Source organism: Mesorhizobium sp. CNPSo 4661 (assembly GCF_057784215.1).
This window is the reverse complement of the sequence record NZ_JBWGIO010000012.1, coordinates 106,254-119,223: the sequence shown is the minus strand read 5'-3', so window position 1 is coordinate 119,223 and position 12,970 is coordinate 106,254. Positions and strand designations below refer to the sequence as shown.

The window sequence follows — 12,970 nt, the reverse complement described above, 5'->3', positions numbered from 1 at the left end:
AAGTCCTACAGAGATTGTCAAATCATAGTAATTTTTTTCGATAATCGCCAGTCTTAGCTTTGCCCCATCGAAAGCTGCGGGAGCTACCCGCCAACCACGATGAGGATCAAATGACCGACACACTTCACTTCACGGCGGGCGATGGCGCCCGCATCGCCTACAGGTTGGACGGTCCGGAGGATCGGCCGGTGCTGATGCTCTCCAATTCCATCGCCACGACGTTGCATATGTGGGATGGCCAGGTTCCGGAACTCGCTAGATCCTTCCGCGTGCTGCGCTATGATTTTCGCGGCCATGGCGGCTCCGACGCGCCGGCCGGCGCCTATTCGCTCGACCGCCTGGGCCGCGACGTGCTGGAACTGCTCGACTTTCTCGGCATTGCTCGCGTGCATTTCCTCGGCCTGTCGCTTGGCGGTTTCGTCGGCCAGTGGCTGGGCATCCATGCGCCGGAACGCATCGATCGCCTGATCCTCTCCAACACCTCGCCGCATCTCGGTCCGGCGTCCTATTTCGACGAGCAGATAGGCAATGTGCTTGCGGCAAGCGACCTGTCGGCCACGGCGGACATGTTCATGCGCAACTGGTTCCCGGCTTCGATGCTGGCCGCTCAAAACAGGACGGTCGAGCCGTTCCACGCCGCGATCCTGGCCATGTCGCCACAAGGGCTAGCGGGATGCTTCGCCGCGGTCCGCGACGCCGATCTGCGCCGTCCGATTTCCTTGATCACCGCGCCGACGCTGGTGATCGGCGGCGAGGACGACAAGGTGACGCTGGCAAGCCACAGCGAGGCGATCGCGGCGACGATCCCCGGCGCCGAGCTTCTGCTTCTGCCCGGCGTCCACCTGCTCAATGTCGAGCGTCCGGCAGAGTTCATGGAGGCGGTGGTGGGATTCCTCCGGAGCCGATGATCCGGCAGTGCGGTATGAGTTTGGGAAACGTCGCCTCAAATCGCTTTTTGCGCTAGATAGGGCCGAGCTCATGCGGCGGGGGGAGAATGCGGATCAGGATCGTCGGAACCGGCAGGGCGGTACCGGCTGAGCGCCTCACCACGCGCGCCCTGGAGGCGAAGCTGAGCCTCGGCGAGGGCGTGCTGGAAACCGTCACCGGCGTCGTCGAGCGGTATGTCTGCAATGCCGAATCGCAAATCGATCTCGCCTGCGCCGCGGCCACATTTGCGCTTGCCGATGCCGGCATCGAGTCCGGCGCCGTCGACCTGATCATCGGCGGCTGCGGCGTGCCCTACCAGCCGCTGCCGGCGACCGCGCCCCTGGTCATGCAGCGCCTCGGCCTGGCGGACGGCTCGGCCGCGGCTTTCGACGTCAACAGCACCTGCCTTGGCTTCCTTACCGCTTTCGAGACCGCCGGCCGCATGATCGAGGCCGGGCAATGCGAGACGGCGCTGGTCTTTTCGTCCGAAGTCGCCTCGCGCGCCTTGCCGTGGGGCGACGCGCCGGAAATCGCCGCGCTCTTCGGCGACGGCGCGGCGGCGGCCGTGCTGCGCAAGGCCAAGCCAGGTGAGGGCAAGGTGGCGGCGAGCCTGATGCGCACTTATCCTTCAGGCTGGGAGGCTTGCGGCATCGGTTCAGGCGGCACGCGCTTCGATTTCCGCAAGGAGCAGGAAGCGTTCGCCGCGCACAGCCTGTTCCACATGGACGGCAAGGAATTGTTCCGGCTCACCGCGCGCCACTTCAACGGCTTCGTCGATGCTCTGCTCGATCGCGCCGGCTGGCGGCATGACGATGTCGACCTCGTCGTGCCGCACCAGGCGAGCCCCTTCGCGCTTGCCCACATGGCGCGCCAGACAGGCTTTGCGGCGGAAAGACTGGTCGACATCTCCGCCCGCTTCGGCAACCAGATCGCGGCCTCCATACCTTTCGCGCTGGACGTCGCGCGCCGCGAGGGCCGTGTCGCGCCGGGCACGAAGCTGCTCTTCCTCGGCACGTCGGCCGGCGTCTCCTTCGGCGGCATGGCGCTGGAGGTCTGAGGCAATGGCCGTGCTCGTCACCGGCGCCAGCGGTTTCTTGGGCTCGCATGTGCTCGAGCGGCTGGCCGCGTCCGGCACGCTGGCGCTCGGGCTCGGCCGCGATGAAGCACGCTGCGCCGCGCTCGAGCCCGCCGGCCATCGCATCATCCGCCACGACCTGACCGAGCCGCTCGACGGCACGCTCGATCCAAGGCTCAGCAGGGTCGAGCGGATCATCCATTGCGCGGCGCTCTCTTCGCCCTTCGGTCGCCTCGCGGATTTCGAGACGGCGAATGTGACGGCGACGCGAAACCTCGTCGATTTCGCCAGGCGGCAGGGCGTCAGCCGCTTCGTCCACATCTCCAGCCCGTCCGTCTGCTTCGCCTTCCGCGACCAGCTTGGGCTCAGCGAGGACGCGGCTTTACCGGAGCCCGTCAATCACTATGCCCGCACCAAGCGCGAGGCGGAGAAAATCGTGCTCGGCCAGCCCGCCATCCATCCGGTGGTGCTGCGGCCGCGCGGCATTTACGGCGCGGGCGATCGGGCGCTGCTGCCGCGGCTGATCAAGGCCGCGAGGAGCCGGCCTTTGCCGCTGTTTCGCGAAGGCCGGGCGGCCATCGACCTCACCCATGTCGACGATGTCGTCGACGCGGTGGTGGCGGCGCTCGCGGCGCCCAGGGAGGCGGAGTGCCAGATATTCAACATTTCCGGTGGCGAGATGCTGCCGGTCCGCCGCATCGCCGACGAGGCCTGCAGCCGCGCCGGTCTCAAGGCGCGCTGGCGGCCGACGCCGCTGATGCCGGCGATGCTGGCGGCGGGCGTGATGGAAGCGGTGGCGCTTCGGCTGCCCGGCCGGCCCGAGCCGCCGGTCACCCGCTATGGGCTTGGCCTCTTCGCCTATGCGCAAAGCCTCGATCTTTCCAAGGCGAAGCGGATGCTCGACTGGGCACCGAAAATCTCGTTCGAACAAGGGCTTGACCGCACGTTCGCCGATGAGGCCGGGTCATGAAGATCGTCTTCGCCAACAGCGCTTGGGTGAGCGCCGCCGAGCGATTGATCCTGCGCGGCGGCGGCTGGCAAAGTGTCAGGCTGCGCGTCCGCTACGGACTGATCTTTCACCCGGCTGCCGGGCCGGTGCTCATCGACACCGGTTACACACCGGAAGCGCTGAGCGACGATCGGCGCGGTCGGATGCTGCGGCTCTACGGCGCGTTGCTCAAACCGCAGCTCAACGCCGAGGAGCAGGTCCTGCCGGTGCTGCGGCGCTTCGGCCTGTCGCCCGATGACATCCGCACAATCATCGTCACCCATTTTCACGCCGACCACATTTCAGGCCTGTCGCTGTTCCGCAACGCGCGCTTCATCGCCAGCGATGCCGCCTGGGCGCGGGTCAAGGCGCGCGGCCCGAGGCAGAATCTGCGCCATGGCGTCTTCACCGAACTGTTCCCGGCGGATTTTGAGGCGCGGCTGGAGGGCCTGTCCTCGAAGCAGTGGGTCGAGGCGCGCGAGGATGTACCCGGCGGCGCCGATCTCTTCGGCGACGGCAGCGTGATCGCGGTCGATCTTCCTGGACATGCCGACGGCCAGTTCGGCCTGCTGTTTGCCGGGCTCGATCGCCCACTACTCTACGCCGTCGACGCGCAATGGCTGCTCACGGCCCTGACCGAGAACCGCACGCCAGGCTTCCCGGCCACTCTGATCGCCGAGGATGTCGCGGCGATCGAGCCGACCAGCGCTATGCTGTGCCGCTTCCTCGCCACCGGTGGCGAGGTGATGCTTTGCCACGATCCCGCGCCGACATCTTATGATCTCGCGCCGGAGGTGGCATGAACGGGCTGGCGGAAGCGGCGGGCTCCTTCGCCCTGACACGCTGGGTCTCGCGCAAGACCCGGCCCGGCTTCGAACGCTGGCAGGCGGCCGCCTTGCGGTGCTTCCTCGACCGCGACCTGCCGCGCGCGCCCTTCTACGGCAAGGCGCCGGCGCGCCTCACCGATCTGCCAGTCATCGACAAGGCGCTGCTGATGGCGCGCTTCGAGGATTTCAACGTCCACGGCCTCACCGCCTCGCTAGCCTGGGCAGCCCTGGCGCGCGATGGCCGGGCTGGCGCGCTCACGGTCGGCGCAAGCACCGGCACGTCGGGCAATCGCGGCCTGTTCGTGATTTCGGAAGCCGAGAGATATCGCTGGCTGGGCGCGATCCTCGCCAAGGCGACGCCCGATCTTCTGTGGCGCGGCATCCGCGTCGCCGTCATCCTGCCGCAGAACACCGGGCTTTACGACAGCGCCCGCAAATCGCGGCTGATCAAGCTCGCCTTCTTCGATCTGACGCTGGGACCGGAAAGCTGGCGCGGCGCGCTCGAAATGTTCGACCCCACGATCATCATCGCGCCGCCAAAGATCCTGCGGCATTTCGCGGCCGAGAACTTTCGGCTTCGGCCGAAGCGCGTCTTCTCCGCCGCCGAGACGCTCGACCCGGTCGATCGCCCCGTCATCGAGGATTTCTTCCAGCTGCCGCTCGACCAGATCTACATGGCGACCGAGGGCCTTTTCGCCGTGACCTGCCGGCAGGGTGGACTGCATCTTGCCGAAGACTCCGTCTTCTTCGAATTCGAGCCGGCGGGCGAGGGGCTGGTGACGCCTTTGGTCACTGCCTTCCGACGCCAAACCCAGATCATGGCGCGCTACCGGATGAACGACCTGCTGCGCCTCTCGGATCAGCCTTGCCGTTGTGGCTCGCCGCTGCGTTGCGTCGACGAAATCGTCGGCCGCATGGACGATGTCTTCCGGCTTGGTTCGGCGGACGGGCCGATCCTCCTCACGCCGGATGTGCTGCGCAACGCCGTGCTCAAGGCCGATCGCCGCATAGATGATTTTCGCCTCGTCCAGATCGGGCCTGACAGGGTCGAGCTCGGGCTTCCGCCGACGCTCGCGGACGATGCGGCGGCTGCCGCTCGTCAAGCGGTGCAGACATTACTGGACACACGAAAGGCGGTCGTCACCGTCACGCTCGTCCGCGCGCCGCTGCCGCTGGAGACAGGCCGTAAGCTGCGCCGTGTCGAATGCCGCCTGGAGCAGGCGCGATGACCGCCACGGCGACGATGAACAGGCCCACCCAGCAGGCCGACCGGGTCGAGAACAAGCCGGCGACGGTCGAGGCTTTTGTGAGGCTTTTCAATGAGATACCCGTGCGCGATCTCGTCGCCAACCTGGAGACGAAGGTCGAGACGCTCGAAGTCGCCGGCCGCACATTTCCGCTGACGCTGAACGACGAAAGTGAGGCGCCCACCTGCTACATCTGCTGCCCGACCAGCGCCTATATCGACTATGCGATGGACGAGACGCGCAACTTCGCCGCCCATCCGTTGCTGCGGCGCGCGCTCAACGCGCTGATCGGCGCTTGCGCGCCGCTGATCAGAGCAAGCGGCCTCGACCGTCAGGCGCAGCTCAACAACTGGCTCTATTCGACCAATCCGGTTCCGCTGCTCGACCGGCCGGCGGTCGCGGCGCTGCGCGCGGCCCTGGCCGCGCGTTTCCCCGATCGCGCTATCGTCATCCGCTCGCTGAACGATATCGCCGATCCGGCGACCATTGCCGCCTTGAAGGCCGAGGGGTTCCGCATGCTGGCGGCGCGTCAGATCTACATCTTCGCCGACCGCAGCGCGGCGCCGGCGATGACGCGCGACATGAAGCGCGATCGCGCCCGCCTGCGCGCGACACCGTTCGAGTGGGTTGGCAATGGCGATTTTGCCGAGGCCGACTATGCCCGCGCCGAGCAGCTCTACGATATGCTCTACCTCGACAAATACACGCCGCTCAATCCGCACTACACCGCCCGCTACATCGCCGAGATGCACCGGCGCGGCATCATCAGCATGGCGGGGTTGCGCAGGCCGGGCAGCGAGCTGGTCGCCGTTACCGGCCTGTTCGAAAACGGCGGCACGCTGACCCAGCCCATCGTCGGCTACGACACGGGCCTGCCGGTGGCCGACGGGCTTTATCGCATGATGATGGCTGTGGCGCAGGACCACGCCACGGCACGCGGCCTGTTCTTCAATATGAGCGCCGGTGCCGCTGGTTTCAAACGGCGGCGCGGCGCGGTCGCCGCGATCGAGTACAACGCCGTCTATGCCGGACATCTTCCACGCCGTCGGCGGATAGCGGTCCGCGTCATGGAGACGGTGCTGGCGCTGGTCGGCATTCCCCTGCTCAGGAGGTTCGAACTGTGAGCGAGCGCCGCGGGGAGGATCATTGGCAGGCGGTGGCGTTGTCCGCCGACATCGGCAGGCGGCCGAGGCGCATCCTGTTCGACGGTCAGCCCGTGGTGCTGTTCCGCTCGGCGCATGGCATCGCCGCGTTGTTCGACCGCTGTCCTCACCGGCTGGTCGAGCTGTCGACCGGCAAGATCGTCGGTGGCGAGATCGAATGCCCCTACCATGGCTGGCGTTATGACGGCGAAGGCCGTTGCACCGCGATCCCAGGCCATGTCGGCGCCATGCCGCATTACCGCGTCCGCCGCTACGCGGCGATCGAGCGCGACGGCGTGGTCTTCATCTCGTCCGGCGCGCCCGAAGGCGAACCTTACCTGCACTGCATGCAGGGCAGGGACATCATCGTGCGGCGGGTGCGCTCATCGACCCAGTCGACGGTGATCGACGCGGCGGAAAACATCCTCGATGCCACCCACACCCACTTCACCCATAAGGGCCTGCTGCGCGGCCTCACCTCCAAGCGCCACCTTGTGCGGGTCGAGGTGACCGGCGGCGAGGGCTGGGTCGAGGCCAGCTATTCCGGCGAGGACCGCCAGCAGGGTCTGATCAGCCGGCTGCTGGAAGGCGAGCGTGCGAAGACCATCGGCCGCTTCCGTCATCCCGGCATCGCCGAGCTCGAATATTGGGGCAAGGACGGGCTGGTTTTGGCCACCACCTTCCATCTTCGCCAGGCAGACGAGCGCACCGTCGAGGGCATCGGCTGGCTGATCGGCCGGCGCCAGGGCCTGCTCGGCGAGCTGAAGGCGCTTGCCTTCAAGCCGCTCTTCACCATCGCCCTGCATCAGGACCGCCGTGTGTTGAAATCGGCCAGCGACAACGCTCGGCTGCCGCCGCAGGCCTTGCCAGTGATCGGCCCGCTCGATTTCCTGCGCCGCGATATCGCCGCGATCATGGAGGGGAAGATGCCGGGGGCGGCGAGCGAGTCGAGGGTGTATGAGATCGAGCTTTAGATATAAGCTAAGGTGCGAGGAGCTGGAGATAGTGCGATGCCCCTTGAGACGACACGCTTCGATATTCTTGATTATCTCAAGACCCCCGAAGACCGCCTGGCTTTTATCGAGACGGCATTTGAGGATGGCGAGTCCGTCGGTGTCGCCCATACCCTAAGCAGTGTGGCACGCTCTATCGGCATGAATGCCGTTGCAAGAAAAGCTGGAATGACACCGGAGGCGCTTGACGAGGCTTTGAGCGACAGCGACCCACCGCTCAGTACATTGCTGGCGGTGCTCAAGGCGTTAGGCCTACAGCTTTATGTGAAGCAGGGTTGATACGACGGCAACGTTGCATTCCTTCACACCCCCTCTGTCCTGCCGGACATCTCCCCCGCAAGGGGGGAGATTGGATGTCGCGACCGCTTTCGCCAATCATCGACGTTGCAGGAAAGGCGCCGTCGGCGGAGCTGCTGATCTCCCCCCTTGCGGGGGAGATGGCCGGCAGGCCAGAGGGGGGTGCTGTCCCGCCGACGTCACCGATTCGTCCCGTTCCACTCGATATCCCGCGTCGACGCCGACTGCAGGCTGATCCCTTGGCGCAACGCCACGCCCGCGATCTCCGCTAGCGCCGCCCATTGCGCCCTGACCGACGCTGAATCGCCAGGCCAATCGAGCAACTCCTCGCCCTCGCGCATCGCCTTGCGAAAGTGGGCGAGGCCGCCTGAACGCAGCGCCGCCGGCAATCCATAAATCCACATCGCGAGTTGCACTGTTTGCGGCGCGGTGACGTCGGGCGTGACTTCCGGACCCTCGCCGAGCGCGGCATCCACGAAGCGTGCCGGATCGCGGAAGAAATGCAGGCCGCTCACGGCGCGCGGGTTGCATTCGAGCGGCAGCACGCGGCCATCCGCCTCGCGCATCAGGTCGAAGGAGATCTGCCCGGTCCACGCGGTGCCCGCGACGACGCGCTCGACAAGCTCGCGCGCGGCCGCGTCCTCGACCCGCTCGAAGAAGATGCCGGCACCCTTGCCGGCGCGATAGAGTGAGCGGTAGAGCGCCAGCGCCTTGAGCTGACCGTCGCGCGCCACCGCATAGGCGCTGATCTCCTCGCCCTCGACGAAACGCTGCGCCACCCAGGGCATGGCGGGCGAGGGCGCGATCGCATCGAGGAAATCCGGCGTCGGACGCAGCAGAACGTGGCTGGCGAAGCGCGACCAGACCGGCTTGAACACCAGGTCGCGCGAGCGGCCACGCACCGCCTCCAGATCGTCGCGGGAATTGAGAAGCGTGGTCTCCGGCACCGCCAGGCCAAGCTGTTCAGCCAACCGGATGAAGCCGTGCTTGTTGTGAACCTGCGCCAGCAACCCGAGATCGGGGGCGAACACTCTTGTCGGCATGGTCCTGCCGCGCCAGGCGAGCGCAAGGTGAAAGACTTCCTCGCAGGTCGGGATGACGAGGCCGATGCCCTCAGCCCGTATCAGCGCCTCCACCGCGTCGGCATAGCTCCGCGGCTCGAAGCGCGGCGGCGGCAATCGATGATAGCGCGCGCAGGCCTTGCTCGCCGCCGCGATGGGCCGTGCCGGCGTGTCGGCCAGGATAACCCTATGACCCGCGCCGTGGAGAAGGCGCGCCAGATGCAGCGCCACCGGCGCGCGTGCCCCGGTAATCAGCACTGTCTCGTTAGCCCCCGGCATCAGCTCATACGGTCATTTCAGCCGCGACGACCGTTGCGCGAAATCGCCGTGCTCGGCAATTGCGCTATTTCGCGCCGACAGAGATGCGTGTTTCCGTGTGGGGAGAGATTAGAACTTCGCCTTGAAGCGTTTCACCTTCCTGCTGGCGTAGTCGCCATTGCGCAGGTCTGATTTGCCGTGTCGGTCCCTGAACTCATACCAATCTCCGTTGGCAGATTTGCGCTGGTAGATCACCTTGCCGGCCTGGCGATGCTCGAAGCAGCTCAAGGACGTCTTGGCGCCCCATGAGCCGTGCCAAGTTGCCCGGAAACACAGCTTGCCGCTACCGGGGATGAACCAGATACCCTCGCCGTAGCTCTTGCCACCTTGAGTGGACCAGGCCGTGAACTGCCGTTTCTGCACTGCAAAATATGCCGCGCCGTGATTGCCCCAGCGCCAGGAACGGTTCTTGTAGAGCTGATAGACGCCTTCGTCAGAAACGGCGGCGGCCTTCGCCGCCTTGTCGTCGATCCTGTTCGCGGCCTTGGCCATTGCCGCACCCTGCAGGCCGACAACAAAAACGGAGCAGGCGAGCGCCGCTCCGACAAACTTCCCCACTGCACTTTTCACGATTTTACTCCGCGGACTGATTACGCAACACTGTTCACCCACCACCGAGCCAGCTCGGCGGCAACCCACTTTAACACCTTTAGCTGGAGCCCGTCCCCACCTGACCGGGACGGGCATGCTTGCCATGCCCTATGGCAGGACGTGCTGCGTCACCCGCCAGTCGGGCAGCCCATAGCCACCCAGCCACGGCCACACTTCTTTCTGGTTGAAGTAGACGACCGAGGTCAGGGCCGGGAACTCCGCGTAGGACTTGCGGGAATCATCCGCCCATTTCGAAACATAGTCCTGCTTGCCGACATAGCCGAGCTCGGCCACGACCACAGGCTTGTTGAACTTGGCCACGCGGTCGTAGCCCGGCTTCAACGTTTCCTCGAAGGTCCGGTCGCGGCCGACTTCGTCATTGTCCTTCTTCTGCAAGCCGAACACCGACAGGCCGATGACGTCGACGTAGTCGTCGCCGGGATAGTATTTTTCAAGGCCCTCGATACCCTTGGGCGACCACATGTATTTTGCTGCGGGCGCGGCCTTGCGGCAGAGATCAACCTCGCGCTTGTAGGCGGCGATCCAGTCCTTCGGCGCCCAGTTGGCCCAGGTAAAGCGGCCATTGGTGTCTTCCATTTCCTGGGCCCAGCGGATGGTGACCGGGCTCTTCATCTGCCCGACCAGGTTGCAGATCGCCTGCATGTTGGCGTCGTATTTGCCGCCCAATATGCCGTTGCGCAATTCAGGCGGTGTGATGCGCCAGTCCTTCGACCAGGTCCACGGCTCGATGGTGATCAGCAGCGAGCGGCCGCGTTGCTGCGCATAGGCGTCCGCCAGCGGCAGCGTCGACAAATCGACGTCTTCCCAAGGCAGGAACAATTCCTCGATGCTGGCCGACTTGTCATTGCTGAAATCGCCGTAAGGATCGTAGGAGCCGAACGCCGACGCGGCCGAGCTCGTCTTGATCGGGTCCGTCCCGGGCGGCGATCCGGCCGATGCCGGTAAGGCCACGCCGAGAATGAGCGCCGACACAAGCGCGGTTGCTGTGGAGAGTTTCATATCCGCCTCCCATGGCTTCAACATCCCGCCGGACCTTGAAGCTTGCCACGACGTGCCGACCCAAACCGGCACGCAAACCCAAATATCGGTCTGCCGACGTGAAATGCGGGTTTTCTGAGCGACTGGGACTGGCGCGTTTCACGCTGTGCCGTCCACTATTGCGGTCTCCCAAGCCCTATACCTGGACTTTGAGACGATGTCGCCGCGATACTCACAAATTCGCGTCAACGTTACGATATTAACCCTTCCTCATATAAGAGCCTATGCTCGATCAGAGTCAAGCGCAATTAACCGTTACTTAACCTTATCGCCGCCGGCATGGTTAATAACGGAGATAGTCTGCCGCCCGGCGTGGGGATGGTGCTTGTTCAAAGCCGGCAAAGGTTGGCCGCCACGGCATCGCCCGGTAGGGCAAAAGGGTGTGGAGGCAAGGGGTTAGGTTAACCAGTTCACAATAAGCTTGGTTAACGAAAGACTAATTTTGTTGACTCTGCATTAGCGCTCACTGATTCTATGGCGGGGTAAATGCGTTCGGCCGGCTTGGTCGGGCGAGCAGGGCGGCGGGTAGTATGGGCGTATCTGCGGATGCCGTTGTTGTCGGCGGCAAAACGAGGTCATTGGACCGGGCTGCCGAGGTTTCGACCGGACTTGGCCCCAAGGGTCCTTACCTTGTGCCTGTTCTTACCCCCCGCCAGGAACTGTTCTTGCGGCTGGGCCTCGGTTTCTGGTTCGTCACGCTGATCATCTTCTGGTCCTGGTGGCTGCGACCCGCGCATATCGACCATGTCGGGCCCTTTGCCTTCGCCACCATAGTGTTGGCCTGGCTCACCCTGATGCCGATGTATTTCCTGCTCAACGTTCATGCCTCGCGGAAGTCGTCGAAGCTGCACGCGATCCCGAAGCGTTCGCGCGTCGCCATGGTGGTCACCAAGGCGCCGTCCGAGCCCTTTGCGGTGGTCCAGCGTACGCTGGAGGCGATGCTGGCGCAGGACTATCCGCATGACACCTGGCTTGCCGACGAGGATCCCGGCGAGGAAACGATTGCCTGGTGCGACGCGCATGGCGTGCTGATTTCGACGCGCCGCGGCCGCGAGGACTACCACCGCAAGACCTGGCCGCGGCGGACCCGCTGCAAGGAAGGCAATCTGGCTTTCTTCTATGATCACTACGGTTACGAGCGCTACGACTTCGTCGCCCAGATGGACGCCGACCACGTGCCCACGCCGACCTATCTGAGGGAAATCCTCTATCCATTCGCCGACCCCGGCGTCGGCTATGTCTCGGCGCCCAGCATCTGCGACAACAATGCCGACGAAAGCTGGGCGGCCCGTGGCCGACTGTTCCCGGAAGGCATGTTCCACGGCCCCTTGCAGTCCGGCCACACAGGCGGCGGCGCGCCACTCTGCATCGGTTCGCACTACGCCGTCAGGACGCGGGCGTTGCGCGAGGCGGGCGGCCTTGGCCCGGAACTGGCCGAGGATCATTCCACCTCGATGCTGATCAACGCCGCCGGGTGGCGCGGCGTGCATGCCATCGACGCCATCGCCAACGGCGATGGCCCGCAGACCTTCGCCGATCTCGTCACCCAGGAATTCCAGTGGTCGCGCAGCCTGGTGACGATCCTGCTCGAATACACGCCGAAATACTTCGCCAAGCTGACGCCGCGGCTGAAGTTCCAGTTCCTGTTCTGCCAGCTCTGGTATCCGCTGTTCGCGGTCTTTGCGCTGATGATGTATGTGATGCCGATCTATGCGCTGTTCACGGGGCGCAATTTCGCCAACGTCATGTATGCCGAATTCGTCTTCCACTATGCGCCGAATTCGGTGGCGCTGGTCGGGCTGGTGATCATGCTCAAGGCCTTCGGCCTGTCGCGGCCGACGACGGCAAAGACGCTGAGTTGGGAAGGCACGCTGTTCCTGTTCTTCGCCCGCTGGCCGTGGGTGCTCTGGGGCACGCTGTCGGCTGTGCGCGACTATATCACCAGATCCTTCGTCGATTTCCGCGTCACGCCGAAGGGCAGCGGCCCGAAGCAGCTGCTGCCCGCGCGCGCTTTCGCGCCCTATGTCGTGCTGGCGATTGGCGCGGCCCTGCCGGTGCTGCTGGTCAAACATCCTTTCGATGCCACCGGCTTCTACTGGTTCGCCGCCTTCAATGCCTTCCTCTATGGCCTGCTCGTCACGGTGATCATTGCCAGGCATGTTCGTGAGAACGGGATTTCGCTGCGCGCCAACGCCGCGAAACTCGCCCTGCATGCTTGTCTCGCGCTGATCGCGCTCGGCGTCCCGATCGCGGGTTTCTACGATCGCGGGCTTGAGGGTATCTATGGGTTGCAGCAGGGGGCCGGCGGTTTTCGCATCGTCAGGATCGCCTATGTGATATCCGGCGCCGGCATGGGCGACATCGGCTCGCGCAATTTCTATTTCGACCCCGGCTGGGACAACAACTCCAGGTAGCTCGTTGGCAC

12 protein-coding genes are annotated in these 12,970 nt (G+C 65.0%); 9 read left to right on the top strand and 3 right to left on the bottom strand.

Annotated features, from left to right (window positions below; all coding sequences use genetic code 11):
* Nucleotides 1–110: 110 nt before the first annotated feature.
* From AC0YKC_RS19390 to AC0YKC_RS19355, 8 genes are all read left to right on the top strand, one after another.
* The gene (locus AC0YKC_RS19390; RefSeq protein WP_434721923.1) at nt 111–908 is read left to right on the top strand and encodes an alpha/beta fold hydrolase; all 798 of its coding nucleotides are present in this window, start codon (nt 111–113) and stop codon (nt 906–908) included.
* An 86-nt stretch (nt 909–994) separates the two neighbouring features.
* Nucleotides 995–1,984: a 3-oxoacyl-[acyl-carrier-protein] synthase III C-terminal domain-containing protein gene (locus AC0YKC_RS19385; protein WP_320296336.1), complete on the top strand. Its 990-nt coding sequence runs from the start codon at nt 995–997 to the stop codon at nt 1,982–1,984.
* A gap of 4 nt (nt 1,985–1,988) precedes the next feature.
* Entirely contained in the window at nt 1,989–2,972 is a 984-nt protein-coding gene (locus AC0YKC_RS19380) for an NAD-dependent epimerase/dehydratase family protein (protein ID WP_488512186.1), read from the top strand.
* Entirely contained in the window at nt 2,969–3,793 is an 825-nt protein-coding gene (locus AC0YKC_RS19375) for an MBL fold metallo-hydrolase (protein WP_488512185.1), read from the top strand. Before AC0YKC_RS19380 ends, AC0YKC_RS19375 begins: the two co-directional genes overlap by 4 nt.
* Nucleotides 3,790–5,046 carry a F390 synthetase-related protein gene (locus AC0YKC_RS19370; protein ID WP_488512184.1) on the top strand — a complete coding sequence of 419 codons (1,257 nt, stop codon included), beginning with the start codon at nt 3,790–3,792 and terminating at the stop codon, nt 5,044–5,046. Before AC0YKC_RS19375 ends, AC0YKC_RS19370 begins: the two co-directional genes overlap by 4 nt.
* Entirely contained in the window at nt 5,043–6,188 is a 1,146-nt protein-coding gene (locus AC0YKC_RS19365; RefSeq protein WP_488512183.1) for a GNAT family N-acetyltransferase, read from the top strand. The genes AC0YKC_RS19370 and AC0YKC_RS19365 overlap by 4 nt, the downstream gene beginning before the upstream one ends.
* A complete protein-coding gene (locus AC0YKC_RS19360) occupies nt 6,185–7,180 on the top strand; it encodes a Rieske 2Fe-2S domain-containing protein (RefSeq protein ID WP_320296331.1) in 996 nt (331 codons plus the stop codon). The genes AC0YKC_RS19365 and AC0YKC_RS19360 overlap by 4 nt, the downstream gene beginning before the upstream one ends.
* A gap of 36 nt (nt 7,181–7,216) precedes the next feature.
* On the top strand, nt 7,217–7,498 hold the full coding sequence (locus tag AC0YKC_RS19355) for an addiction module antidote protein (protein WP_320296330.1): 282 nt from the start codon (nt 7,217–7,219) through the stop codon (nt 7,496–7,498).
* Nucleotides 7,499–7,695: 197 nt separating this feature from the next.
* On the opposite strand, the gene AC0YKC_RS19350 is transcribed toward AC0YKC_RS19355, so the two are convergent.
* The 3 genes from AC0YKC_RS19350 to AC0YKC_RS19340 all read right to left on the bottom strand — a co-directional run bounded on the left by AC0YKC_RS19350 (nt 7,696) and on the right by AC0YKC_RS19340 (nt 10,506).
* On the bottom strand, nt 7,696–8,856 hold the full coding sequence (locus AC0YKC_RS19350) for an ATP-grasp domain-containing protein (protein WP_488512182.1): 1,161 nt from the start codon (nt 8,854–8,856) through the stop codon (nt 7,696–7,698).
* 108 nt (nt 8,857–8,964) lie between these two features.
* The gene (locus tag AC0YKC_RS19345) at nt 8,965–9,465 is read right to left on the bottom strand and encodes a DUF995 domain-containing protein (RefSeq protein ID WP_320296328.1); all 501 of its coding nucleotides are present in this window, start codon (nt 9,463–9,465) and stop codon (nt 8,965–8,967) included.
* A 129-nt stretch (nt 9,466–9,594) separates the two neighbouring features.
* The gene (locus tag AC0YKC_RS19340) at nt 9,595–10,506 is read right to left on the bottom strand and encodes a glycoside hydrolase family 26 protein (RefSeq protein WP_488512181.1); all 912 of its coding nucleotides are present in this window, start codon (nt 10,504–10,506) and stop codon (nt 9,595–9,597) included.
* Nucleotides 10,507–11,075: 569 nt separating this feature from the next.
* Between AC0YKC_RS19340 and AC0YKC_RS19335 the strand changes: the two genes are divergently transcribed.
* Nucleotides 11,076–12,959, top strand: coding sequence for a glycosyltransferase family 2 protein (locus tag AC0YKC_RS19335; RefSeq protein WP_434721932.1), 1,884 nt, complete (start codon nt 11,076–11,078; stop codon nt 12,957–12,959).
* The last annotated feature ends 11 nt before the right edge of the window (nt 12,960–12,970 follow it).

What these genes read in the sequence shown, in the direction of transcription:
- AC0YKC_RS19390 (WP_434721923.1), top strand. Translation starts at nt 111, where the DNA reads ATGACCGACACACTTCACTTCACGGCGGGCGATGGCGCCCGCATCGCC.
- AC0YKC_RS19385 (WP_320296336.1), top strand. Translation starts at nt 995, where the DNA reads ATGCGGATCAGGATCGTCGGAACCGGCAGGGCGGTACCGGCTGAGCGC.
- AC0YKC_RS19380 (WP_488512186.1), top strand. Translation starts at nt 1,989, where the DNA reads ATGGCCGTGCTCGTCACCGGCGCCAGCGGTTTCTTGGGCTCGCATGTG.
- AC0YKC_RS19375 (WP_488512185.1), top strand. Translation starts at nt 2,969, where the DNA reads ATGAAGATCGTCTTCGCCAACAGCGCTTGGGTGAGCGCCGCCGAGCGA.
- AC0YKC_RS19370 (WP_488512184.1), top strand. Translation starts at nt 3,790, where the DNA reads ATGAACGGGCTGGCGGAAGCGGCGGGCTCCTTCGCCCTGACACGCTGG.
- AC0YKC_RS19365 (WP_488512183.1), top strand. Translation starts at nt 5,043, where the DNA reads ATGACCGCCACGGCGACGATGAACAGGCCCACCCAGCAGGCCGACCGG.
- AC0YKC_RS19355 (WP_320296330.1), top strand. Translation starts at nt 7,217, where the DNA reads ATGCCCCTTGAGACGACACGCTTCGATATTCTTGATTATCTCAAGACC.
- AC0YKC_RS19350 (WP_488512182.1), bottom strand. Translation starts at nt 8,856, where the DNA reads ATGCCGGGGGCTAACGAGACAGTGCTGATTACCGGGGCACGCGCGCCG.
- AC0YKC_RS19340 (WP_488512181.1), bottom strand. Translation starts at nt 10,506, where the DNA reads ATGAAACTCTCCACAGCAACCGCGCTTGTGTCGGCGCTCATTCTCGGC.
- AC0YKC_RS19335 (WP_434721932.1), top strand. Translation starts at nt 11,076, where the DNA reads ATGGGCGTATCTGCGGATGCCGTTGTTGTCGGCGGCAAAACGAGGTCA.